At 41.7% G+C, this 24602-nt stretch carries 22 protein-coding genes; 16 read left to right on the top strand and 6 right to left on the bottom strand.

Translation table 11 applies throughout. From position 1 onward, the window contains the following. Positions 1-141: 141 nt before the first annotated feature. Positions 142-3993, bottom strand: coding sequence for a phosphoribosylformylglycinamidine synthase (purL, locus tag N5J47_RS10590; protein ID WP_279959919.1), 3852 nt, complete (start codon positions 3991-3993; stop codon positions 142-144). Positions 3994-4373: 380 nt separating this feature from the next. Between purL and N5J47_RS10585 the strand changes: the two genes are divergently transcribed. From N5J47_RS10585 to pal, 9 genes are all read left to right on the top strand, one after another. Then, positions 4374-5714, top strand: coding sequence for a deoxyguanosinetriphosphate triphosphohydrolase (locus N5J47_RS10585; protein ID WP_279959862.1), 1341 nt, complete (start codon positions 4374-4376; stop codon positions 5712-5714). 146 nt (positions 5715-5860) lie between these two features. Continuing rightward, on the top strand, positions 5861-6469 hold the full coding sequence (gene ruvA / locus N5J47_RS10580) for a Holliday junction branch migration protein RuvA (RefSeq protein ID WP_279959861.1): 609 nt from the start codon (positions 5861-5863) through the stop codon (positions 6467-6469). 7 nt (positions 6470-6476) lie between these two features. Beyond that, positions 6477-7475 carry a Holliday junction branch migration DNA helicase RuvB gene (gene ruvB, locus N5J47_RS10575; protein ID WP_279959860.1) on the top strand — a complete coding sequence of 333 codons (999 nt, stop codon included), beginning with the start codon at positions 6477-6479 and terminating at the stop codon, positions 7473-7475. Positions 7476-7534: 59 nt separating this feature from the next. After that, positions 7535-7942: a tol-pal system-associated acyl-CoA thioesterase gene (gene ybgC, locus N5J47_RS10570; RefSeq protein ID WP_004676848.1), complete on the top strand. Its 408-nt coding sequence runs from the start codon at positions 7535-7537 to the stop codon at positions 7940-7942. 24 nt (positions 7943-7966) lie between these two features. After that, positions 7967-8665, top strand: coding sequence for a protein TolQ (tolQ, locus tag N5J47_RS10565; RefSeq protein ID WP_279959859.1), 699 nt, complete (start codon positions 7967-7969; stop codon positions 8663-8665). Then, positions 8665-9117 (top strand): protein TolR, encoded by a 453-nt coding sequence (gene tolR, locus N5J47_RS10560; protein ID WP_279959858.1) that lies wholly within the window; start codon positions 8665-8667, stop codon positions 9115-9117. Before tolQ ends, tolR begins: the two co-directional genes overlap by 1 nt. Before the next feature lie 3 nt (positions 9118-9120). Next, complete coding sequence (gene tolA / locus N5J47_RS10555) at positions 9121-10617, top strand: cell envelope integrity protein TolA (RefSeq protein WP_279959856.1); 1497 nt, start codon at positions 9121-9123, stop codon at positions 10615-10617. A 99-nt stretch (positions 10618-10716) separates the two neighbouring features. After that, positions 10717-12000, top strand: a complete 1284-nt coding sequence (tolB, locus tag N5J47_RS10550) for a Tol-Pal system beta propeller repeat protein TolB (RefSeq protein ID WP_279959918.1) — start codon at positions 10717-10719, stop codon at positions 11998-12000. 22 nt (positions 12001-12022) lie between these two features. Then, positions 12023-12589 (top strand): peptidoglycan-associated lipoprotein Pal, encoded by a 567-nt coding sequence (gene pal, locus N5J47_RS10545; protein ID WP_004761618.1) that lies wholly within the window; start codon positions 12023-12025, stop codon positions 12587-12589. 38 nt (positions 12590-12627) lie between these two features. Here pal and N5J47_RS10540 read toward each other — a convergent pair whose 3' ends face one another. Next, positions 12628-12822, bottom strand: coding sequence for an NF038105 family protein (locus tag N5J47_RS10540; RefSeq protein ID WP_267980558.1), 195 nt, complete (start codon positions 12820-12822; stop codon positions 12628-12630). 173 nt (positions 12823-12995) lie between these two features. Between N5J47_RS10540 and N5J47_RS10535 the strand changes: the two genes are divergently transcribed. The 5 genes from N5J47_RS10535 to N5J47_RS10515 all read left to right on the top strand — a co-directional run bounded on the left by N5J47_RS10535 (position 12996) and on the right by N5J47_RS10515 (position 16268). After that, positions 12996-13970 (top strand): class 1 fructose-bisphosphatase, encoded by a 975-nt coding sequence (locus N5J47_RS10535; RefSeq protein ID WP_279959855.1) that lies wholly within the window; start codon positions 12996-12998, stop codon positions 13968-13970. Between the two features lie 57 nt (positions 13971-14027). After that, entirely contained in the window at positions 14028-14804 is a 777-nt protein-coding gene (locus N5J47_RS10530; RefSeq protein ID WP_279959854.1) for an RNA methyltransferase, read from the top strand. Between the two features lie 157 nt (positions 14805-14961). Then, complete coding sequence (locus tag N5J47_RS10525) at positions 14962-15579, top strand: RNA polymerase sigma factor (protein WP_279959917.1); 618 nt, start codon at positions 14962-14964, stop codon at positions 15577-15579. Continuing rightward, positions 15566-15889, top strand: coding sequence for a hypothetical protein (locus tag N5J47_RS10520; RefSeq protein ID WP_279959853.1), 324 nt, complete (start codon positions 15566-15568; stop codon positions 15887-15889). The genes N5J47_RS10525 and N5J47_RS10520 overlap by 14 nt, the downstream gene beginning before the upstream one ends. Next, positions 15879-16268, top strand: coding sequence for a DUF3106 domain-containing protein (locus tag N5J47_RS10515; RefSeq protein WP_279959852.1), 390 nt, complete (start codon positions 15879-15881; stop codon positions 16266-16268). The genes N5J47_RS10520 and N5J47_RS10515 overlap by 11 nt, the downstream gene beginning before the upstream one ends. Positions 16269-16359: 91 nt before the next feature. Here the strand turns inward: N5J47_RS10515 and N5J47_RS10510 are convergent, their stop codons facing one another. From N5J47_RS10510 to cxpE, 4 genes are all read right to left on the bottom strand, one after another. After that, entirely contained in the window at positions 16360-18804 is a 2445-nt protein-coding gene (locus N5J47_RS10510; protein ID WP_279959851.1) for a CSLREA domain-containing protein, read from the bottom strand. 14 nt (positions 18805-18818) lie between these two features. Next, positions 18819-20699: a rhombotarget A gene (gene rbtA, locus N5J47_RS10505; protein WP_279959850.1), complete on the bottom strand. Its 1881-nt coding sequence runs from the start codon at positions 20697-20699 to the stop codon at positions 18819-18821. 112 nt (positions 20700-20811) lie between these two features. Beyond that, positions 20812-21510 (bottom strand): DnaA regulatory inactivator Hda, encoded by a 699-nt coding sequence (gene hda / locus N5J47_RS10500; RefSeq protein ID WP_279959849.1) that lies wholly within the window; start codon positions 21508-21510, stop codon positions 20812-20814. A gap of 20 nt (positions 21511-21530) precedes the next feature. Beyond that, on the bottom strand, positions 21531-22724 hold the full coding sequence (gene cxpE / locus N5J47_RS10495) for a chloramphenicol efflux transporter CxpE (RefSeq protein WP_279959848.1): 1194 nt from the start codon (positions 22722-22724) through the stop codon (positions 21531-21533). Between the two features lie 133 nt (positions 22725-22857). Between cxpE and purM the strand changes: the two genes are divergently transcribed. Next, positions 22858-23928, top strand: coding sequence for a phosphoribosylformylglycinamidine cyclo-ligase (gene purM, locus N5J47_RS10490; RefSeq protein WP_279959847.1), 1071 nt, complete (start codon positions 22858-22860; stop codon positions 23926-23928). Continuing rightward, the gene (purN, locus tag N5J47_RS10485; RefSeq protein WP_279959916.1) at positions 23925-24566 is read left to right on the top strand and encodes a phosphoribosylglycinamide formyltransferase; all 642 of its coding nucleotides are present in this window, start codon (positions 23925-23927) and stop codon (positions 24564-24566) included. Before purM ends, purN begins: the two co-directional genes overlap by 4 nt. Positions 24567-24602 lie beyond the last annotated feature (36 nt).

Raw genomic sequence — 24602 nt, 5'->3', positions numbered from 1 at the left:
TTCATTATATTTATAAAAAATAAATGATTATCAAACATTTATTTTTAATTGAATAGTGAATTATATTCTATTTATAAAATCAGTCTGTTATGAAAAAAAATGCCACTAAATAAGTGGCATTTTCAACAATTGGTTGCTTAATTAACCAATAAATCTACGTGCATTACGGAACATGCGTAACCAAGCACCATCTTCCGCCCAGTCTTCTGGCTTCCAAGAATGCTGTAAGGCACGGAAGTTACGCTCTGGATGCGGCATCATCACTGTTGCACGACCATCTTTCGAGGTTAAGCCTGTAATCGCTTCAGGTGAGCCATTCGGGTTCAACGGATAATGTTGCGTTGGATTACCCAAACTATCGACATAACGCAAGATCACCTGATTCTCAGCATTTAATGCAGCAAGTTGCTGTTCAGTGGCAACCAGACGACCTTCGCCATGTGCAACCGCGATTGGCAGAATCGAACCTTGCATGTCTTCGAGCAATACCGAAACAGATTTTTCTACACGAACGTTGACTGCACGCGCTTCGAATACTTCTGAAATGTTACGGTGGAAACGGCCCCAATGCTCTGCACCTGGAATCAATGGTGCAAGTTGCGACATCATTTGACAGCCATTACATACACCTAAGCTGAATGTATTTTCACGATGGAAGAACTGTTCAAACTGATCACGTAATTTTGCATTGAACAATACTGATTTCGCCCAGCCACCACCAGCACCCATCACGTCACCGTATGAGAAGCCACCACATGCCACCAAGCCTTCAAAGTCGCTCAAGCTAACACGGCCTGCAAGCAAGTCACTCATGTGGACATCAATGGTATTGAAGCCAACCTTGTCAAAAGCAGCCGCCATTTCCACATGACCATTGACACCCTGCTCACGCAAGATTGCCATATTTGGACGACGTGTATTGATAAACGGCGCTTCAACAGGTTCATTTAAATCATACGTTGCTTGTGCGATCAAACCTTTATGGTTTTGATCTGCAATAAGTGCAAACTCTTGATCAGCAGTTTCAACATTGTCACGTAAACGCTGGATTTGATGTGAAACTTCTGCCCATGCCTGTTGTAATTCAGCACGTTCTAAAGTCAATCCATTGACAGCCAATTGATCCGTCGTATTGACACGCCCCACAACCGCAATTGCATCTTTCAAACTTGATGCTGCAACTTCAACTTGCAATTGCACCCAATCAGCCGCTGTAATTTGCAGCACAGCACCAATTTCTTCAGCGAATAAACTTTCAGTTGTTTGATTTTCTAAAGCGACACCTAAGCGTGAAGCAAACATCATCTCGGCAACAGTCGCCAATAAACCACCATCACCGATGTCATGGTAAGCTTTGATTACGCCACGATTGTTCCAGTCCTGAATCAAGGCAAAGAATGCTTTGAAGTCATCAAAACTATCGACATCAGGTGTCACTGAACCAATGGCTTTATACACTTGCGCAAGGATTGAACCACCTAAACGGAACTGACCTTTAGATAGATCAATACGAACGAGTACAGAGCCTTCAGCGTTTCCTAAAGAGTCTGCTAAGTTTTTCAATTCAGGCGTTAAGGTTTTACGAACATCTAAAACAGGTGCAAACGCAGTGATCACACCTGTCATTGGCGAAGTCACGGCTTTGTCTTCACCATCATTCCAAGTGGTACGCATTGAAAGTGAATCTTTACCGACTGGAATTGCGATGCCTAGCGCAGGACACATTTCCATACCAATCGCTTTCACACCTTCAAACAAGGCTTGATCTTCACCTTTTTGACCTGCCGCTGCCATCCAGTTCGCAGAAAGTTTGATATCGCTGATTTGTTCGATGTTGGCACACGCAATGTTGGTAATCGCTTCCGCAACCGCTAAACGTGCAGATGCAGCAGGATTCAATAAGGCGACTGGCGGACGTTCACCCATTGCCATTGCTTCACCTGTGAAGCCTTGCAAGCTTGTGGTGGTTACTGCTGCATCGGCAACAGGAACCTGCCAGCGACCCACCATCTGGTCACGTGCAACCATACCTGTAATCGAGCGGTCACCAATCGTGATCAGGAACGATTTAGACGCAACAGTTGGGTTTTTCAATACACGGAAAATCGCATCTTTCAAATCAACTTTTGCAGCATCAAAGTCATTGCCTGTCCGCTCAATCGTTTCATAAGCACGTTGCATACGTGGCGTGCCACCCAACATCACTTGCATTGGAATATCGACGGCATTATTTTCAAATAATGGGTCTTCAACGGTTAAATGACGTGCTTCGGTGGCTTCACCGAGTACCGCAAACGGACAACGCTCACGGGCACAGATTTCTTCAAAGTGTTCTAAGGATTCTGGGCGAATCGCTAACACATAACGTTCTTGCGCTTCATTTGACCAGATTTCCATCGGGCTCATGCCTGGCTCTAAAGATGGAATCTTACGAAGATTCAATACCGCGCCTAACTCATGATCATTCACCAGTTCAGGCATGGCATTGGATAAACCGCCCGCACCCACGTCGTGTACCGACACGATTGGGTTAAAGTCTTCCAAGCGCCAGCACGTATCAATCACTTCCTGACAACGACGCTCCATTTCTGGATTTTCACGTTGTACCGAAGCAAAGTCTAAGTTCTCGCCCATGGTACCGCTATCTACAGAAGACGCTGCGCCCCCCCCAAGACCGATCAACATGGCTGGGCCGCCCAACACAATCAATAAGTCACCTGGTTGAATCGCATCTTTTTCAACATGGTCAGGACGGATGTTACCGTAACCACCAGCGATCATGATTGGCTTATGAAAGCCTTTCACTTCACCATTGACATTCTGTTCAAAAGTACGGAAATAACCATTTAACGCAGGACGACCAAATTCGTTATTAAACGCAGCGCCACCCAATGGGCCTTCGATCATAATTTGTAATGGCGAAGCCATACGACTTGGTTTACCGTAGTTTTCCTCCCAAGGCTGTTCAAAACCTGGAATATTCAAGTTTGAAACGGTAAAGCCAGTTAAACCCGCTTTCGGTTTACCCCCACGACCTGTTGCCCCTTCATCACGGATTTCACCACCTGAACCTGTTGCAGCGCCAGCAAATGGAGAAATTGCGGTTGGGTGGTTATGCGTTTCCACTTTCATTAAGATATGAGCGGCTTGGCTCTTATATTTATAAACGAAGTGACCATTTTCATCCGCTTTTGGATAAAAACGCATGGTGTCATAACCCACGATCACAGAGGCATTATCTTTATATGCCGATAATACGTCAGTCGGAGATTCTTTATAGGTATTTTTAATCATCTGGAACAATGATAATGGTTGTTTTTCACCATCAATTGTCCATTCAGAACCAAAGATTTTATGACGGCAGTGCTCAGAGTTGGCCTGTGCAAACATCATCAATTCAATATCATTTGGATTACGCCCCAGCTTGGTAAATGCTTCGGTTAAGTAATCAATTTCTTGTTCTGATAAGGCAAAACCAAACTCATTATTGGCTTTGACCAAAGCCTCTTTACCTTGACCCAAGATATCAATTGAGTTCAATGGCTTTGGCGCTGTTTCCGAAAATAAGGCTTTTGCATCATCAATTTGAGCAAAAACATTCTCTGTCATACGGTCATGCAGAGCCAATTTCATTTCATTGGAAACTTCTTTCACACCTTTCAGTGTAAACAATATTCCACGTTCCAAACGGTGAATTGGGGTATTGCAGTTCTGGAAAATATCGGTTGCTTTCGATGACCACGGCGAAATTGTGCCGACACGTGGTGTCACTAGAATCTGGATTTCATCACTTGCGGCTTGGCGCAGTTCAAACGATTGACCATCGTTTAACAGTTGTAATGCAGATTGATGTTGCTGCTCGTTGAGCGCTTGATCAAACAAATAAACCCACTGGCTGTCAAAAGACTGAACAGAACTCATTGACGCTAAACGATTTACGAGTTGAGTTTTCTTAAAAGAAGAGTGTGCTGCTGCACCTGCCACGATAAACATGCTGACTTTGGCTCCACGGGCAGGTCGTCTAACGAGCCTACCGCAATGTGACTTATGAGAGAGCGCATATTCTACTGTGAAAGCCTGCTTTGAGCTAGCCATATCCATCTTAAAAATCAGAGTTTTCTATGCCAAGTCGTTTAATTTCTTCTCGCTTTATCGCTTTTCCATATTCGTAACAATTCATTTGCTTTGTAGAGTTCATCACATTTCCAGTCTGGGATTCTTTTTTCCTACACCATTCAACTTTAATTACCAAGATAGATAAAATATGAAACTCTTATTCACTTCATGATCAAAGACAACTTGTGTCGCCCTACCCTAGTGCTTTCATCTTTTTTTTGGCATGATGAAGCTGAACTCATAGTGAATAATAATCAATGGAACAAATGCGTTGGTTGGAATTGCTTTCCGCAATTCGTTTAGGCAGTAAAAAAAGCAGTACAGAATTGGCTCGAAGCCCATTCCACAAAGATTATGACAGAATTATATTTTCCCAAAGCTTTCGTCAACTAAATAGAAAAACACAGGTTCACCCACTCACTCAACATGATGGTATCCATACCCGCCTTACTCATTCGCTTGAGGTTTCCTGTATTGGCCGCTCGCTGGGCATGTTGGCTGCGGAGAAGATTAAAGATGAACTACCGATGTGGATTTCCCCTGCGGATGTCGGTGCGATTATTCAGGCAGCCTGTTTGGCCCATGACATTGGCAATCCACCTTTTGGTCATGCAGGTGAATATGCGATTCGGGAATGGTTTGATGATGCCTCACATCGGGACTTTTTAACTAAACTCACGCCAGAAGAAGCAGCGGATGTCCGTCAGTTTGAAGGTAATGCGCAAGGACTTCGTTTGTTGAGCCGTATTGACTATCATCCCGATGATGGTGGTATGCGCCTAACCTATGCAACATTAGGTGCTTATTTAAAATATCCGTGGCTCTCCAAAACCATTGAGGAACAAGGTGATATTCCGTCACATAAGCGGGCCAAGTTTGGTTGCTATCAATCTGAAAAAGAAATTTTAAAACAGATTGCCGAACAACTCGGACTGATTCAGTTGGGCGAATATCATTATTGCCGTCATCCACTCACCTATTTGCTGGAAGCAGCCGATGACATTTGCTATGCATTGATTGATCTGGAAGATGGCATCATCCTCAACATGCTGAATTATGCCGAAGTTGAGCCTATTTTCCTGAACCTGATTGCGGATTATGGCTACCCAGAAGAGCTGCATTTACCACATACCACATGGCAACAAAAAATCGCCGCCCTGCGTGGCCGTGTGATGAAACGTCTGGTCGATGAAGTCACCACAGCTTTTGCCAAATATCAGTACGAAATCCTGACAGGACAGCTTCAGGGCAGTTTACTCCAATATTGTTCACCTGATATTGAGGCAGGTATTCAAACTGCCAAGAATCTCGCCAGAGATCGAATTTTTGAGCATCCACAAAAATCAGGTCTGGAAATTATTGCACATCAAAGTTTACAGACCATTTTAGATGCTTTTGTGCCCTTAACCATGCCACATAAAACCCTAAGCTTTAAGGAACAACGGTTGATGTCAATATTGCAACATTCAGGCGCAAATTTCCAAAACAACCACTACCACAATATTATGCAAGTTCTGGATATTATTAGTAAGTTTTCTGACCATCAAGCCTATAGTTTGGCACAGGAGTTACAAGGCAATAAAGTTGGGTTCTTCTAGGAAATAAGATTTACTCAGGCTATTTTTATTTTGATTGATTTGAATAAAATCCACGCGAAATCACAAATAAATATGAAAAGCCATTTTGCGTTTAGAGCAAATGGCCTCTACTATTCAACCATTAATAAACAAGTGAAAATGACTCAATGATCGGATGTTTAATTGGCGAAGTGTTTGCCTTGGAAGCCCCAACAGTACTGTTAAATGTGAATGGCGTTGGCTATGAAATCGACACACCACTTTCGACATTTTGCCAATTACAAAAGGGCCAGAAAGTGACATTATGGACGCACTTGGTGGTCCGTGAAGATGCTCAGCAACTCTATGGTTTCAGTGATACACAGGAAAAAACCATTTTTCGCACATTACTGAAAGTGAATGGTGTCGGTCCTAAAATGGCTTTGGGGATATTATCCACTTTAAGTGTTGAATTATTAATTCATACCATTGAACACGATGACATCAATACCCTGATCAAGGTTCCTGGTGTAGGTAAAAAAACGGCTGAACGGTTAATGATTGAATTACGGGACCGTTTCAAGGCATTGGCACAGTCAACCAGTAGTAGCAATGCAAGCTCAACCACGGCTCAAATCCAGTTTATGGCAAACTCACCTGTTGCTGAAGCCGAAGCGGCATTGCAGTCACTCGGCTATAAACCTGCTGAGGCACAAAAAGCGGTTGCAGCCGTTAAGGCAGACTATACAGAATCTGCCGATATTATTCGTGCGGCACTTAAATCCATGATGAAGTAATACCTATATGCAAGATCGTCTTATTAGCGGAACAGAAAAACCAGAAGATCATTTTGATCGTGCAATTCGTCCAACTTCATTGGCAGACTATATTGGACAGCCTGTCGTCCGTGAACAAATGGAAATCTTCATTGGTGCCGCACGTGGACGTGGTGAAGCGCTTGACCATACTCTAATTTTTGGCCCACCTGGTTTAGGTAAAACCACGCTTGCCAACATTATCGCTCGGGAAATGGGTGGTAATTTAAAATCAACCTCTGGTCCTGTGTTGGAACGTGCAGGCGATTTGGCCGCAATGCTGACCAATCTTGAAGAGGGGGATGTTCTTTTTATTGATGAAATCCACCGCCTTTCTCCAGTGATTGAAGAAATTCTTTATCCAGCGATGGAAGATTATCAGTTGGATATCATGATTGGCGAAGGCCCCGCTGCCCGTTCAATTAAACTGGACTTGCCTCCATTTACACTGGTTGCAGCCACTACCCGTGCTGGCCTGCTCACCTCACCCTTACGTGACCGTTTCGGGATTGTGCAACGTCTAGAGTTCTATTCAGTTGAGGACTTAACCCATATTGTCACACGTTCAGCAAACTTGATGGATGTACCAATCACACACGAAGGCTCTGCTGAAATTGCACGCCGTGCCCGAGGAACACCACGTATTGCCAACCGTCTGTTACGTCGAGTTCGTGACTATGCCCAAGTCAAGGGTACAGGTGAAGTGACTCAGGATATGGCCCAGCGTGCCTTGGATATGCTGAATGTGGATAAGGCAGGTTTGGATACGCTGGATCGCCGTTATCTCAGCATGTTGCTTGAGCGTTTTGATGGTGGGCCTGCTGGTGTAGAGGCTTTAGCTGCTGCGATGGCAGAGGACAGTGGCACATTGGAAGATGTGATTGAGCCTTATCTCATCCAGCAAGGTTATGTCATGCGTACTGCACGTGGTCGTATTGCCACCAATATGGCGTATTTACAGTTTGGATTAACCCCGCCAGAAGCATAAGTTTAAATTTCTTCCAACTCTCTTGAATATTCAGGAGAGTTTTGTATAAGGACGTCATCATGGCCAATCATTTTGAATTTAATATTCGTGTATATATCGAAGATACAGATGCAGGTGGGATTGTCTACCACGCCAATCACATCCGTTTTATGGAACGTGCCCGTACAGAATGGCTACGCTCCACAGGCATCGCACACTATTGGCATCAAAAGGATTACAGCTTTGTTGTCCACCAGATTCAGGTCAAATATGTACGCCCTATATTAATGGACGATTTAATTACCGTTACAGCACGTGTTATTTCGTGTAAAGCCGCGTCATTTGTGTTGCAACAAAATATATATCGTGGTGAAATCTTGCTGGCTTCAGGTGAGGTTACGTTGGCATGTTTAAACAAGGATTTGATGCCACGCAGACTTCCTGATGAAATTCGTGACCTGATTCAAAAAGAATTGGCACAGGACTAAAAATAAACTTTCGGCACTCAACTTATGGCAACAAATTTAGAATCTTCCCTGCACATTTCTGACCTGATTTTACAGGCAAGCCCTGTTGTACAATTGGTCATGTTGATCCTGTTACTTGCTTCTATTTTTAGCTGGTATTTGATTGCCAAACTACATATGGGCTTTAAAAAGGCAGCGCAGGATGATGAGCATTTTCAAAAAATGTTCTGGTCAGGTGCCGAACTGAACACTTTATACAACAACGCCCAGCTCAATTCCAAACGCCATGGGCTGGAAGATATTTTCTATCAGGGGCTGGGTGAATTTTTCAAGCTGCAAAAGCGCAAGGCCGACACCAACCAGACCATCGAGGGAACTGAACGTATCCTCCGTGTTGGCTTAAGCCGTGATCAGGGCGGATTGGAGCAAGGTCTAGGCGCATTGGCAAGTATTGGTTCTGTCGCTCCCTATATCGGCCTGTTTGGTACAGTCTGGGGCATTATGAATGCCTTTATAGGTCTTGCCGCAGTGGATCAGGTGACTTTGGCAACTGTGGCACCTGGTATTGCAGAAGCATTGATTGCAACCGCGATTGGCTTGTTTGCCGCAATTCCTGCGGTACTTGCCTTTAACCATTTCACCGCAAAAGGTGAATCCATCTATTCAGACCGTGCCCTGTTTGCCGAAGAAATGGTTGCCCTGTTACAGCGTCAAGCGATTGGAACGACACAGGAAGATGCATAATGGCGATTCAACGATCTGGACGTTTTGAACGCATCAAGAAGCCACTGAAAAGTGACATGAATGTCGTGCCATATATTGATGTCATGCTGGTGCTTTTGGTCATTTTTATGGTCACTGCACCAATGATCACCAGTGGGATCAAGGTGGATTTGCCACAAGCCAATAATCACCCAATTGAATCCAAAGATATGCCTGCAATGGTCACCATTGGCAAAGATGGCAATATCTATTTGCAATATCAAGAATATAAAGACAGTGAACCACTTTCTCTAGCACAACTTGAGTCTGTGTTAAGTGATGCTCAAAAACAGGCAGAACAGGAAAATAAGCAACTTACTGTACTGGTTAATGGTGATAAATCTCGCCCTTATGGGGAAGTTGTCTCCCTAATGGCAAGTTTACAAGAAGCAGGTTTAACCCAAGTCGGCTTACTGACAGAGCCATTAAAATAAGTTATGAAAAGATTTCAAGAGCCACCTTTTAAGCAAAATGCGATTGCACTGGGTTTTACACTCGGCGTTCATGCCATCGCCATTGTTGGCTTACTTTTTTTAGGCTTGAGTAAACCACCTGAGCAGCCTAAAAAGCTAACCACCATTTTAGTTAAGCCTGAAGACTTACCTCCTCCATTGGCAAAACCTTTAGAACAGGAAACGACGGCTGAAAATCAGGCAGAAGAAATATTAAGTCCAATTGTAGATGAAACTCAGCCTGAAAATCTTCCTGTTGCCCCTCCACTACCTACTGCTCAGCAACTTGCTGCCGAAAAGCAGAAAGCTGAGCAGGCGCAACAGGCAAAGTTGGCTGAACAAAAACGTAAGGCTGAGGAAGCCGCCAAAGCAAAAGCACAGGCAGAAGAACAACAGAAGCAAGCGGAAGCTGTCGCACAAAAACAACGTGCAGAAGCTGATGCCAAAGCCAAGGCTGCCGAAGAAAAACGTAAAGCCGATGCCGAGGTGAAAGCAAAAGCTGCGGAGCAAAAACGACAAGCTGAAAATGAGGCAAAAGCCAAACAGGCAGAAGAAAAACGTCATGCAGATGCCATAGCAAAAACAAAAGCGGCTGAACAGGAAGCAAAACGTAAAGCTGATCTGGCCGCTAAAACCAAGGCAGATAATGCAGCCAAGTTGAAAGCTGAACAAGATGCCAAGGCAAAAGCCGCGGAAGAAAAGCGTAAAGCAGACGCGGACGCCAAGAAAAAAGCTGAAATAGATGCCAAAGCCAAGGCTGCTGAGGAAAAGCGTAAAGCAGACGCTGACGCTAAGAAAAAAGCTGAAACAGATGCCAAGGCCAAGGCTGCTGAAGAAAAGCGTAAAGCCGATGCTGATGCCAAGAAAAAAGCGGATACGGATGCTAAGGCAAAAGCAGAGGCAGACACAAAACGTAAAGCAGACGCTGATGCCAAGAAAAAAGCCGATGCGGATGCTAAGGCAAAAGCAGAGGCAGACGCAAAACGTAAAGCGGACGCTGATGCCAAGAAAAAAGCCGATGCCGACGCCAAAGCAAAAGCGGATGCTGAAGCCAAGCGTAAGGCAGACGCAGATGCTAAAGCCAAAGCTGAAGCCGATGCAAAACGTAAAGCAGATGCCGACGCTAAAGCAAAAGCGGATGCAGAAGAAGCCAAAGCTGCTGCCGCTAAAAAAGCTGAACAGGAAGCAGCGCAGAAAAAGGCAGATGCCAAGAAAGTTGCTTCAACAGCCAAACGGGATTTTGAAAGCAAAATTAAACGTGCCTGGGACATACCATCAGGTTCATCGGGTCAAAAGGCAACTGCCCGTGTCACCTTAAGTGACAGCGGTGCCGTTTTATCAGTGATTGTTTCAGCAAGCGATCCAGATGTAAAAGCCAGTGTAGAAGCAGCAGTTCGTGCCGCCGCACCTTACCCAATGCCAGAAGATCCTGATGCCCGTCGTGAGGCAAGAAGCTTTACTTCAAGTTTCACAGCAAAATAGTAATTTATCGTGAATAGTTACATGCCTGTCATAGCACAAAGCATGTAACTATGTTAAATAATCAACAGCCACAACAATACTATGCAAATTATTGTAATTATGGACAAGACTCGTAAACATCTCATCTCCTTAGCAGTTTTTACTGCCATTAGCACCGTTGTTCCAGCAACAACTTTTGCACAACTCCATCTTGAAATTGCCAAAGCCCCTGAACAGGCGCCTAAAATTGCGATTGTACCATTTACCAATGACAAGGCGATTTATCCAATTGTTGAAAGCGATTTAAACCGTTCAGGTCGTTTTACCAGTGCATCACAAAATTTACCTGCTACTGCAAGTATTGATCAGATTCAGGCTGGCGACTGGCAAAATGCTGGCGTTCCCTATGTTGTTGTCGGACAAATGAAAGCTATTGATGCCAATACATTTGAAATTCAATACCAGTTGTATGATGTACAAAAACAGCAATACCTACTCAATGAAGTCCTGACTGTACCAAGTTCACGCATCCGTCAGGCGGGACATATGATCAGTGATGCGATTTATCAGGCACTGACAGGTATTGCAGGTGATTTTAGTGGTCGTATTGCCTATGTGTTGCGTAATCAGGCAACCCCAGCTCAACGTTATACCCTACAGGTTGCTGATACCGATGGCGAACAACCTAAAACCGTCCTTTCGTCACGTGATCCAATCCTTTCTCCAGCTTGGACTCCAGACGCAAAGAAAATCGCCTACGTTTCTTTTGAAACCAAACGTCCTGCAATCTATCTTCAGGACTTGGCTTCAGGCCAGCGTGAAGTTTTAGCAAGCTTCAGGGGCTTGAATGGTGCACCAAGCTTTTCACCAGATGGCAAGTCCATGCTCTTTACCGCTTCAATGCATGGTAACCCTGAAATCTATCAAATGGACTTAGCCAGCCGCCAAGTCAAGCGGATGACCAACGATTCAGCGATTGATACCGAAGCACGTTATGCACCAGATGGTAAGTCATTTATCTTCACTTCTGACCGTGGCGGTTCTCCACAAATTTATAGCTATCGTTTTGATGATGGTTCAGTTAAACGCTTAACATTTAAAGGTGCGTTCAATGCCCGTGGCACATTAAGTGCAGATGGTAAAAAAATTGCATTAGTTCATCGTCCAAGTGGAAGCAACTATAAAGTTGCCATTCAGGATATTAATACAGGCATTACCAATATCCTGACGCCAACCAGTCTGGACGAATCACCAAGCTTCTCACCCAATGGGCAAATGGTGGTTTATGCGACACGTGAGGGAGAGCGCGGCTTATTGTCCATCATGTCAACAGATGGTCGTTTCCGTATGAACTTACCAAGTGAGCAAGGTGAAGTTCGCGAACCAGCTTGGGCACCTAAATAAATTTGATTAATTGGAGAAACATATGAATATTAAATATCTTACACTTCCCCTACTGGCAGCGACCTTGGCTTTTACAGGCTGTGCCAGCCGTAAACCTGCTGCTGAAATTACCGCAGGTAATACGCCAAACAGCGCAACAACGGTAAGCACCGATGGTCTAAGTGAAGATGCTGCATTAAATGCACAAAACTTGGCAGGTGCATCCTCAAAAGGCGTAACCGCAGCGAATAAAGCATTTTTAGCAAAACGTGTTGTACATTTTGACTATGACAGCAGCGACTTATCCCAGGAAGATTATCAGACATTACAGGCACATGCTCAATTTCTTGTTGCAAATGCCAATTCAAAAGTTGCTTTAACAGGCCATACCGATGAGCGTGGTACACGTGAATATAATATGGCACTTGGCGAACGCCGTGCTAAAGCTGTAGAAAGCTTTTTGATTACCAATGGTGTAAATCCACAGCAGCTTGAAGCTGTAAGCTATGGTAAAGAAGCACCTGTCAATCAGGGGCATAATGAAGCTGCATGGAAAGAAAACCGCCGTGTGGAAATCAACTATGAAGCCGTTCCGCCATTATTAAGATAATGCTTTAAGAAAAAATGCTCACATCATGTGAGCATTTTTTATGGCTGCTGTTGGGTATTATCATCCTGTTTAGATGACTGCATCGACTCAATCATATCGTGCTTATTAAAGTCCTTATACTCAGGCTTGGCTTCATAATCTTTCCATGCATCTTTCACATTTTCCTTGGAAATTTCATCCAAACTAATCGGCTCACTTGGGGTGGGGGTCGCTTCAAAATTCTTGGTTGACATTTTATTCTCCAAACATCCTGTCTAATATGCACCCAACATAGCATGTAAATGAATGCTTGTAATCATAAAAGCAACATAAATAAAGTAAGATAATTTTTATTTTTTGGCGTTCTCATCTAGAATAGCCGCATTCTTTTATCAATTTTGATGCAGCAAAATCGGAGCTATTCAGTATGTCGTCAAACCTTACTTTGTCTCAATATTTACAACAACAAAATGGGAATTTGACACCAGAGTTGGCTCAAGTCATTGAAACCATTGCAGACACATGCAAAACCATTGACCAGGCTCTGCAAAAAGGTGCTCTGGCAGGTATTTTAGGCAGCGCGGGCAATGAAAATGTTCAGGGCGAAACACAAAAAAAGCTGGATGTCATTTCAAACGATTACCTGATTGATGCTCTGAAAGTTCATCCACAGGTGGGTGGCTTGGCTTCAGAAGAGCTGGATGACTTCACGCCTGCACAGGAAAATGGTAAATATCTGGTTTTGTTTGATCCTCTTGATGGTTCAAGCAATATTGACATCAATATGTGTGTGGGTACGATTTTCTCCATCTTACCTGCTAAAAATGCCGTAACCCAATCTGCTGACTTTATGCAGGCAGGCACAGCACAGGTCGCTGCTGGCTATGTACTGTATGGTCCATCCACCATGCTGGCACTTACTGTAGGTGCAGGCGTTGCTTTCTTCACATTTGATCCAACCACACAAACTTTCCTGCTTACTACTGAACAAGTTCAGGTTTCAGCAGATACCCAGGAATTTGCAATCAATTCATCCAATCAACGCCACTGGGAAAATCCTGTAAAACGTTATATTGATGAACTGTTGGCTGGAAAAACCTCAGTCCGTGAAAAAGACTTCAACATGCGTTGGGTGGCGTGTATGGTCGGTGACATTCATCGTATCCTATGCCGCGGTGGTGTCTTCCTCTACCCTTATGACCTTAAGGACCCGAAAAAAGCTGGGCGTTTACGTCTGATGTATGAAGCAAACCCAATGAGCATGCTGATTGAACAGGCTGGTGGTGCATCTACAACAGGTCGTGTTCGCATTATGGACATCCAGCCAACTGAGTTACACCAACGAGTTCCTGTGATTATCGGCTCTAAAAATGAAGTGGAACGCGTAACAAGTTATCATTAATTATTTTTTAATAATCAGGGCATTATAAATTGTAATGTCCTTTTGGATATTTACCCTATGGCGGTTATTTTTTTAGAATCAAAAGACAATGCAAAAATCAAACATTTGCGTGGACTCATCGAACTCAACAGTGCCCGAAAAAAACATCAACAAACGGTACTCGAAGGAACACATCTGTGCCTAACATGGTTACAACAACAAAAGAAAATCTTTTCCCTGTTTACCACTGAACAAGCCTTGTCCCATCCAGATTTGCAAAAGATAATTGAATTGCACAAGGGGCATATCTTTGTGATCAGTGAGGTTTTATATAAAGATCTCAGTACACTAGGTACAACCCTACCCTGTTTGGCCATTATTGATTTGCCCTCAAATATTCAAACTATTGATTTTAACAAAGACACCCTGATTCTTGAAAATGTTCAGGATCCAGGTAATGTGGGTACATTATTACGCTCAGCAGCAGCGGCCAATGTTCAACAAGTCATTTGTACCCAGGGTTCAGCATTACTTTGGTCTCCCCGAGTACTACGTGCAGGCATGGGCGCACATTTTAGTTTAAATTGTTTTGAGAATTATCAACTTACAGATATTTTACCAAAATTTAATATTCCCGTGTTTGTCACCAGCTCTCACCGTTCCACCAGTTTATATGGCAAGGATTTAACCCAGGCCTGTGTCTGGATTCTAGGTAACGAAGGACAAGGTGCAAGTGACTATGCCCTTGAACATGCCCAGGCTGTCACTATTCCTCAACCTGGTGGTCAGGAATCCTTGAATGTTGCAATTGCGGGATCAATCTGTCTGTTTGAGATGGTTCGCCAACGTCAGTAAAACGTTAAATTATTTTAAATACGCTTTCTCCGCCGAGAAAATCAATTACACTACTAAAAATAATTGCTTAAGTTGTCAACGCATCCACCATTTTCAACGTTATAGAACTAATGAATTGAAATAATGGTGGGTATCCATGACAGGATTTTCCATCTCTATGGATTTAGCACCGAAACAGGCCCGAACCGATAATGGTACTGACCGCAGTACTGTTGAACAACGTCTGCGTTTTTTTATGCAAGACGTTACAGGTCGTGCGCTTGTGATGATGGAAAGTGCAACCCAGGGACAACAAGGCATTGCAATGGATTTGGTTCAGGAAGCGTTTATTTCATTGCATAAGTCATATTCAGATAAAAGCACCGAAGAATGGTATCCCCTGTTCTATACCATTTTAAATAACAAACTACAGGATTGGCGACGCAAAGAAGCACGCCGAGCAAGTCCATTTTCATTGTTTAAAAAAGTGAATTTGGATGATGATGATGAAATCATTGATATTGTAGATGAATCCACGCCTAATCCATTCGATTTTCTTGATCAGGAAGTTACAATGGAAGAAATTCAGACTGCAATCAACCAATTACCAGTGCGTCAACAACAGGCATTTATGCTGAGAGCGTGGGAGGGTTTTGATACCATGACTACAGCTCAAATCATGGATTGCAGTGAAGGCAGTGTGAAAACACATTATCACCGTGCAATTCAGGGACTCAGAATCGCTTTAGAGCATTTAAACCCACATACGGGAGGATCATCAAATGAAAAAAGATGAATTCACCAAACGAGTGACTTCCAAGCTTGACCAACTCGCAAGAGAACAACATCACAATAAAATGCTGGTGATAAATCATGTTCTGGATTCTGTTCAAAAGAGACCTACGTCTTTTTACAGTATCTGGAAAATGACTGGTTTTGCATTTGCCGCTGCAATCATGGGCATTGTAGTTCTCCCAAGCTCTCTGCAACTCGCAGACAAACCGCAAAACCAGATCATCGTGAATCCAAAGCTTTCTCCACAAATGGTTGAAGATATGGAAATGCTAATGGTCTTAGGTGAGGATAAAGTTCCACATGGCAGCTAGAAAGTTAGCACTTGTTGTGTGTACATTGGGTTTATTACAAACTAGTTTTGCTGGTTCAGAACGGTTTTGGGTTTTCTCTAAACCAAGCAAACCGACAACTGAAGAAGCATGGGATGATTTATCCCCTGAAGAACAGCGTATCTTAATTAAACGTTACCAAACATTGAAAGAAATTCCAACAGACCAAGGCTCACAACTCCAGCAAAGAATGGAGTGGTTTACGCAATTACCAGATGATGAAAAACAAAAAATGCGTGACGTCTGGCAGAAAATGAGCACTCAAGAGCGAAATAACTTACGTAAACGCATGCAAAATGCAAGTTTGGAAGAACGTGTAACAATTAGAGATGAATATCTAAGTAAATATTCTGAGCACTGACTATAATTTAAAACTTAAACTACCCCTAAAGGATTACTCAGAATATAAAAAATAGCGCTATAAATAGCGCTATTTTTTTAATTCACTGTTTCTATTTTCTGAATCGGCGATAAGCAAGTAAACTTAATAATCCAAATATAGAGAAAATACCACTGCTACCACCGCCACTACTCGCAGGACGAGTATCATCAGTTGTTGTAGCTGTACTAATGACACTTACTGTTGCAGAATTTGAAGCAGCTCCATCAGCATCATAAACCTGATACTTGAATGAAAAGTTAAATGGGTTAAATGCATTCACTTCCTGAATATAAATATTTCCACCATAACAAATTTCTTTTTGATCTGGCTCAGGACATGGACCTTGGCGATCTGCTGTGATGTGCAAATCTTTTTCTGGTACGTCAGTCAAGTGAATAGGTAATTCTATGCCTTCTTCATTACGCCAAAAATGTGGTTTATTCGGATTTGTTTCAGGACCCGCACCACCCTCTCCAGTATCTCCATCATCATTGGCAAAATTCAACAAATTTAGACTAACTTTTTGTTTTTCTTTATACTTTAATGTTACAGAAGTGTTTTTGGCTACAGGAGGCATATTAATAAATATAGCCTGAAGTAAACCTGAAGAATTAATATTATTATCAATTTTAGACTGAATAGTATATTTACAGAATACGTTATCGCCTAATTGTGTAACTATATCATCTTTACGATAAATTAGAATTTGTTGTAATGATGGATTCCACTCGCACACCAAGTTATCATCAGGTCGAATAGTTTCAAGTTGTCCAACACCTAAGCTTTCTACTTTGATATCATAATTATCAGGGTTAAAAAATTGTAGTTTGTGGCTACCATCTGATTGTTCAATATCTTCTGGTAAAGGGAATTTATTACTATTTAAGTCTAAATAAATCCCACGATATTTTAGATTTTTCTTAGTAGAGTCCAATAAATTTTTATATTGCCCTTGTCTAGTTTTGTAATAAGTTAAAAATTCAGCATCATTAGGATTGTTTACTAAATCATTAAAAAAATCATATTGATTCTGATAGTTAGTAACCATTTCACTAATTGAGGTATTAGATAAATCCTTAATATCTCCTGCTGTTAACTTCATCAACTCAACAGAGCCAATATCACAAGTATTAGATTTTTCTGGATTATAATGTAATATTTGGGTTGTATTACGTGATAAATTACGCTGATCCGTTGTACTACAATCTGTTGCACCTGTATCGACCAAATCGGTTTTTATATTATTATCTTTTGGATAATATAATGGCAAAAAGGCAGTATAAGCTGAGGCTTCCTGCAATGGACTCAATAATGAAAGAATATTAGTATTACTTATATCAATATTAGTTTCATTATTTTTAAGAGACTCATCTGGCAAAATACATTGATTATTACCAGTCAAAGCAAAGGCATTATAAGAAACAGAATTAAATTTAAAATCTTTCTGATCTTTAACATCCCCTAATAAATAACGGCACGCATAGCTATTACTATTTCCATTATATGCAATAATATTATAACTCAGCTCTTTAGTTCCAATTTTATCATATAACAGTGTAGTGTATCCTTGATTTTCAACAATAGTATTATTTTTTAAAATTAAACTACTCGAACTACTTAAAATACTTGATGGGTTACTTGTCTCATCTCCAACTATAGCATCTCCTGTAAATTTAATCAGATTACCCGATGATGCTTTTACTAAATTCTGAGCAATTGTATTATTCTCTAGATTTACTTTTGGCTCCCCACATAACTCAAACATACTATTTGAATTCAGGTCACCATTTTTAATAATACTACTTCCCGAAATATTAATTGTTCTCTTGGAATAAATAGTATCATTTAAACAGCTCATTGAAAGCACACTCCCTATAGGAGCATGATTCCCTTGAATCAAGGTCTTGGAAAGTGTTAGTGATGCAGATGGCCCAGCAAGATAAATTGCCCCACCATCTTTGTCAGCTTGTGAATCCAGAATTTGTGTATTTTGTAGTGTTATGTCTGCTCCAGCATAAATTGCCCCACCACGGTCATTAGTTCGCCCACCTTTTAAAATAAGATTATTTAATGCTAATGCTTGAGATCCAACAGTTGTATTAAAAATACGAGAGTTTTCTGCTTTAATGGTTGTTTTCAAGGTTGTTTCAGCTGGATATTGATTAACAATATCATTAACCAATACCTTTTTGTCTTGCCAATCAATTGGACTCGCGCCCAAAATTAAAACATCTACATTAGGTGTTAACTCTTTCTGAAGAGTATATGTTCCTGCCTCAAGCTGTATAACTTTTTGATTCGAGGATATAATGTCAGTAACCTCACAGCCTCCATACGACTTTCGTGTTTCTGCTGTTATTAATGCTTCTCTCAATGAACAGGTCTTGTTCGGATGAGCACCATCATCCTCATCGTCAAAAGTCGTTACTTTAATTGGCGTATTGCTTGTTGCGGCAAGCAATGGCATTGCCGCAAGAACCATAGTCGTCAATACAGCTTTTTTATAATTTTTCATCTCATCATCCTTGATTATGATTTAAAACGGCGCAACCCAACTAAACTTAACAACATAAATATTGCACCAAAACCAATGCTACCACCAGAAACATTCACTGTTTTACTTTTGAAGTTATTTGGTGGATCTTGAACAATTGTAGTTGGAATTGTAATGTAGTAGTTTGAAACATCATTAAAACGTGTCGTTGTGGTCATCACACGTAAATTAAACTTATCAGCCCCATGCCAATCACTATCAGGCACATAAACCACATTACCCTCCTGGTCTATAGTTAACTTACCTTTAGACGGAGTTGCAGTTTGCTGAATATCCAAACAACCTGGTTGCCATGCTTGCCCATCTGAACGTTTACCTAATTTCTCTTCGCATGAAACTGGATCCACTAACTCACCATCCAATAAGCTATCCAAAATACTAAATTTTGCAACTTCACCATACAAAATGTCCTGGCCTGCGATTGGTACATCACTACGATTTATGATAAGTTCTATCGCCCCTAAGTCACATAATTCGCCATAACCACTGCGATCTTTACCACGTTGGTCGACTGACTCACAACTCGCGAAGTTAGATGTTGTACCATCACTATAAATTCGCCCTTTATTTACAATAATAGAGTCTGACAGCTTGTTATAAGACATTAATAAACGTGGTCTAAAGAAACCCAGCATTTGATCTTTAGGAGTATAAAAAGGGCACAATAAACCATTAGCAGGTGGGGATGCACACACACCCTCATCATTCACACCACCAGCAATTAATTGTTGTTTAGGATCGTTTTTGTCCCATATAAAGTTTGACTGCCCAACTATTGGGTTAATATTACATTCTGAGGTGGTTAAGTTATTCTGTATAACTGTTGCATCATTATTACCATAGGCACAATTATTTCCATTTTCAACAATAACACTATTTGAAATATATGAACTACGAGCTTCTTCTTGTTTTGTTTCACCATTATTAGTTGTCGTATATTTCCATTTTGGTGCCTGCAAGAAAAGTCCTGCTACATTTTTAATCATTGTAACATTGTTTAAACTCATCCCCTCACGTATATTAATAACATAACCACCTTTATTATGAAAAATTGTACTATTATTTATACTTGCAGCATTATTATACAACATATTCAAACCTGTTGTAGGATCTGTAAATCCAGTTTGAACATACAATAATGCTCCATTTTCACCTATCCCCCCCTCATTATCACGAATAATAGTTTGTGAAATATAATATAATGGCATTTCACTATAAATAACTGCACCTGAATCAGCCTTATTGTTTTGTAGGATACTATTACCAATTAATACAGTACCTGCTGTTTTCTTCGAATCTGAAAAAATGCCCGCATTATAGATTGCCCCCCCTTTACTCGCATTACCATTAGTTAAGCGTGAGTATTGAATTGATAGAGCCTCACGATTTAGGATTATTCCACCATCATTTATCTTAGTAGATGATCCTTTTAAATTTAATTCAACCAGACTAACTGCCAATAAACTATTTTCGACACTTTCATCATCAATTGTGAATAAACGTTCTGTACCAACCATTTTGATGGTTGCATTGTTTAAACCTTTTTTATTATCATTGAAGTCTTCACTAGAAGCAGTACTAATTGTCATAGCTGCTTTAACTTGTAAGGCCTTATTTAATAAATACTCTTTATCACGTTCTAAAACAATAGTAGAAGAAGCTTCCTTGTTACCACAACCATGATAACCATTCTCAAACTCTGTTTGACTACGTTTATTTAAAAATTCTACGGCTTCTCGTAATGAACAAACAGTATCATCCTTGTCTTCATCAACCAACGTTGTGACTTGAATATCCGCAGAATAAACATGCCCAGTAACCGCAAATAAAGCGCAGGCAAGCGTCCGTTTGAGCATACCGATCTCCTTCTATTTTTCATTTTTCTTGGTATTGCAAAATTTAAATTTGCAACCACATCCTTTGTGCGTACTTTGTCATAGCTCTCACAATTTCTCAAGAAATTTTATATTATTGACGATATTCATCAATCAATGCATAGATTTGCTTGAGTGTCATATTGGAGAGCCTGGTTTTTTCGCCTTTTAGCATTTTTTCAAGTTGGGCCAGCGTTTGTAACAATACTGACGCTTGATGCGGGCCATTATTCAATAAATAGTCAACGATTTGCTGATCAAAATGAATGCCCCGCCTCGTCATAACTGATTGAAGCAAGGCTTGTCGGTCTGCATATGAACTTCCATTTGGAACTTTTACACTTACCGCCTGCGTTAATCTGGACTGCAAATCAGGTAGTTCAAGTTTTAACTCAATAGGTGCCACACGGGAAGAAAATACCAGTTGCCCCTCATGATTATTGATTAAGTGGAAAACCGCTTTTTGCCAATGAGGGACACCGCTGATTGCATCAATGTCATCTAAAGCAACCAATTCGTAAAACTCTAATGAGGTAATTGCCTCTATAGGCGCATCCAATAATTCCAACAAAGATACTTTTATTGCTCGGCGGCCTAATTCTAGATATGAATCACAAATTGCAGACAGCAAATGGCTCTTGCCTGTTCCAGCTCCACCATAGACATAAAATCGGCTGACCAAGCCTGCGTGTAACTGTCGGACTGCATCAACCACATTTCCCCAACCTGGACCTGAAAAATCGCTGATTCGGGCATCCAGTTGTGGTTCTATATCCAGTTGCAGTTGACGCATATCGTTAATGTGTTCCCCAATTACTTAAAGTCATTTGAATTTGAAGTGCCTGTATCTTGAGAGTTTTTAATTTCAATATCAAGTTCTACATCACCCGCATCAACATTTATGTGCTGAATTTCACCCTGGGGAACACTCACCTCAATCGGTAATCCATAAAGACGGCTTTTTTCGTAATTGTCACGCGCATGCTTTAGCAACACCACAATCACTGCTGCCACAGGCAATGCAATCAACATCCCAAGGAAACCACCAAGTTGTGCGCCAGCTAATACTGCAAACACCACCGCAACTGGAGATAAGCCAATTTTATCGCCCAACAAGAAAGGTTGCAGAATATATCCCTCAACCATTTGTCCAATCATAAACACAACACCGACCAAGAGAAGCTGTGTCCAGTCCAGTCCAAACTGGAACAATGTGGCAACAACCGCCGCAATAATACCAACCGCAAAACCTAGATAAGGAATGATACTCGCCAAACCAGCGATCATCCCAATAATCAGGCCAACCTCCAGCCCAATCAACTGCAATCCAACAGCATATACAATTCCCAGTAATAACATCACCAGAAACTGCCCTTTCACAAATGCACCCAATACGCTATGACATTCACCCACAATTCTCAAGGTCGAGGCTTCATAAGGCCGAGGAATCAGGCGTCTAAAGCTTTGCAACATTCTTTCCCAGTCAAGAAGGAAATAGAATGAAATAATTGGAATTAAAATCACCACTCCGCCCAGTTGAATAAAATTCAGACCTGACTGTGCCAAACGTAGCAACATGGTTTGAATACTGTCTGCACTATAATTGGTCTGGACATATTCCATGATCGTTTTGGAAATTTGTTCGGTATCCAGTTCCATTGGAATAACATTAAAGGTTTTGGATACCCAAGGCAGAAACGTGGAGTTAACCCAATGAATCCCTGCTGGAATGCTGTCTCGCGCATACATGAGCTGTTTCCAGACCAACGGCACAAGAAACCATAACACCACAGTTAAAGTGATACCAATCCCAACGAATACAATACTAATTGCCAGCCAGCGTGGCAGCCTAAACTTTACAAGGGTATCGACAAGCGGGCTAAACAGGTAGGCAATAAAGAATGCCCCTACAAATGGCAATACCACTGGCTTCAACAGATATAATACCCAGAGTAGTAATGCGAGTCCCGCGAGGATGAAGATACGACGCAATACCTGATCTTGCATAAAATCTAGCCTTTCTTGGTGTAATCGTTATAAATGGAAAAAATTTTTAATAAAGATAGCATTTTCGGGCATAAATAACAGAAGAGTTTCGTATATTCGGGTTATAATCTGCCGCCAATGCGGAGACTTCACTATGAGCAACTCAACTTCTACCCCAAATACTGGTTTAAGCTATAAAGATGCGGGGGTCGACATTGAAGCGGGCGACGCACTGGTCGATCGTATCAAATCTGTCGCTAAGCGTACCACTCGTCCTGAAGTCATGGGCGGTTTAGGTGGTTTTGGTGCCTTATGCAAAATTCCAAAAGGTTATGAAGAACCTGTATTAGTTTCGGGAACGGATGGTGTAGGAACTAAACTACGTTTGGCACTGAATCTCAATCGTCACGATACGATTGGTCAGGATTTGGTGGCAATGTGTGTCAATGACCTGCTGGTTTGTGGTGCTGAACCATTGTTCTTCCTAGACTATTATGCAACGGGTCATTTGAATGTTGATGTGGCTGCAAATGTAGTGACAGGTATTGGTAAAGGTTGTGAGCTTGCTGGCTGTGCATTGGTCGGTGGTGAAACTGCTGAAATGCCAGGCATGTATGAGGGCGAAGATTACGATCTTGCTGGTTTTGCCGTGGGTGTGGTTGAACAGAGCAAAATTATTGATGGCTCTAAAGTAAAATCTGGTGACGTGTTGATTGGTGTTGCTTCAAGTGGCGCACACTCAAATGGTTATTCATTACTACGTAAAATCTTAGATGTTAAGAATGTAGACTTAACCCAAGTGGTTGATAGCCGCCCTCTTGCAGATGTTGCAATGGAACCAACCCGTATTTATGTAAAACCAGTGTTAGAACTTTGCAAGCAAGTCGATGTTCATGCAATGGCTCATATCACGGGTGGTGGTTTACCTGGTAACCTGCCACGCGTACTTCCAAACGGCGCACAAGCAGTTATTGATGAGTCGAGCTGGACATGGCCTGAATTATTCCAGTTGTTACAGCGTGAAGGCAATGTAGAGCGCTTTGAAATGTACCGTACCTTTAACTGTGGTGTAGGCATGGTGATTGCGGTTGACGCAAGCGAAGCTGACAAAGCAATTGACCTATTAAATGCTCAAGGTGAAAAAGCCTGGAAAATTGGTCACATTCAGGAAAATGCTGAATCAGTTGAGGGTGCAGACGAAAAAATTCGTGTGATCTTTGCATAATGAGAATTGCGGTACTTGTTTCTGGTAACGGTAGCAACTTACAGGCCCTGATCGACGCCCAACATGGTAAACAGTTGTCAGGACAAATCGTTGGTGTTCTCTCCAACAAAGCTGATGCCTATGCATTACGACGTGCCGAGGACGCCAATATTGCCACCGCTGTGATTTCCCATAAAGACTTTCCAAATCGGGAAACTTTTGATGTAGCCATGCATCAGCAGCTGTTGGCATGGCAAGTTGATCTTGTGATTCTTGCGGGCTTTATGCGAATTTTAACACCAGACTTTGTCAGTAAATGGCAAGGCAAGATGTTAAATATTCATCCCTCCCTACTTCCTTTTTATAAAGGGATGAATACACATCAACGTGTGTTAAATACAGGAGATCGATTGCATGGTTGTACGGTTCATTTTGTAACAGCCGAACTGGATGCGGGACAAAGTATTGCCCAGTCTGTGATTCAGGTGAGTTTACAGGATACAGCAGAAAGTTTGGCACAACGTGTACATCAGCTTGAGCATTTTATTTATCCTCAAGTGTTGCAATGGTTATGTAATGGTCAGCTCACCTGGGAAAATAGTCAGGCTTATTTCAACCAGAAACCATTAGAAAAACCAATTCAGTTTGCCCAGTTTTAAAAATGAAACGCATCTTCGGATGCGTTTTTTATTTGA

Source organism: Acinetobacter sp. GD03645 (assembly GCF_029845285.1).
GTDB lineage: Bacteria > Pseudomonadota > Gammaproteobacteria > Pseudomonadales > Moraxellaceae > Acinetobacter > Acinetobacter corruptisaponis.
Note: the sequence above shows the minus strand (reverse complement) of the source record. Positions and strands in the feature narration are given on the sequence as shown.

Bases quoted from the DNA above. Each gene is read 5' to 3' on its own strand.
- purL (WP_279959919.1), bottom strand. From the start codon at position 3,993: ATGTTTATCGTGGCAGGTGCAGCAGCACACTCTTCTTTTAAGAAAACT.
- N5J47_RS10585 (WP_279959862.1), top strand. From the start codon at position 4,374: ATGGAACAAATGCGTTGGTTGGAATTGCTTTCCGCAATTCGTTTAGGC.
- ruvA (WP_279959861.1), top strand. From the start codon at position 5,861: ATGATCGGATGTTTAATTGGCGAAGTGTTTGCCTTGGAAGCCCCAACA.
- ruvB (WP_279959860.1), top strand. From the start codon at position 6,477: ATGCAAGATCGTCTTATTAGCGGAACAGAAAAACCAGAAGATCATTTT.
- ybgC (WP_004676848.1), top strand. From the start codon at position 7,535: ATGGCCAATCATTTTGAATTTAATATTCGTGTATATATCGAAGATACA.
- tolQ (WP_279959859.1), top strand. From the start codon at position 7,967: ATGGCAACAAATTTAGAATCTTCCCTGCACATTTCTGACCTGATTTTA.
- tolR (WP_279959858.1), top strand. From the start codon at position 8,665: ATGGCGATTCAACGATCTGGACGTTTTGAACGCATCAAGAAGCCACTG.
- tolA (WP_279959856.1), top strand. From the start codon at position 9,121: ATGAAAAGATTTCAAGAGCCACCTTTTAAGCAAAATGCGATTGCACTG.
- tolB (WP_279959918.1), top strand. From the start codon at position 10,717: ATGGACAAGACTCGTAAACATCTCATCTCCTTAGCAGTTTTTACTGCC.
- pal (WP_004761618.1), top strand. From the start codon at position 12,023: ATGAATATTAAATATCTTACACTTCCCCTACTGGCAGCGACCTTGGCT.
- N5J47_RS10540 (WP_267980558.1), bottom strand. From the start codon at position 12,822: ATGTCAACCAAGAATTTTGAAGCGACCCCCACCCCAAGTGAGCCGATT.
- N5J47_RS10535 (WP_279959855.1), top strand. From the start codon at position 12,996: ATGTCGTCAAACCTTACTTTGTCTCAATATTTACAACAACAAAATGGG.
- N5J47_RS10530 (WP_279959854.1), top strand. From the start codon at position 14,028: ATGGCGGTTATTTTTTTAGAATCAAAAGACAATGCAAAAATCAAACAT.
- N5J47_RS10525 (WP_279959917.1), top strand. From the start codon at position 14,962: ATGGATTTAGCACCGAAACAGGCCCGAACCGATAATGGTACTGACCGC.
- N5J47_RS10520 (WP_279959853.1), top strand. From the start codon at position 15,566: ATGAAAAAAGATGAATTCACCAAACGAGTGACTTCCAAGCTTGACCAA.
- N5J47_RS10515 (WP_279959852.1), top strand. From the start codon at position 15,879: ATGGCAGCTAGAAAGTTAGCACTTGTTGTGTGTACATTGGGTTTATTA.
- N5J47_RS10510 (WP_279959851.1), bottom strand. From the start codon at position 18,804: ATGAAAAATTATAAAAAAGCTGTATTGACGACTATGGTTCTTGCGGCA.
- rbtA (WP_279959850.1), bottom strand. From the start codon at position 20,699: ATGCTCAAACGGACGCTTGCCTGCGCTTTATTTGCGGTTACTGGGCAT.
- hda (WP_279959849.1), bottom strand. From the start codon at position 21,510: ATGCGTCAACTGCAACTGGATATAGAACCACAACTGGATGCCCGAATC.
- cxpE (WP_279959848.1), bottom strand. From the start codon at position 22,724: ATGCAAGATCAGGTATTGCGTCGTATCTTCATCCTCGCGGGACTCGCA.
- purM (WP_279959847.1), top strand. From the start codon at position 22,858: ATGAGCAACTCAACTTCTACCCCAAATACTGGTTTAAGCTATAAAGAT.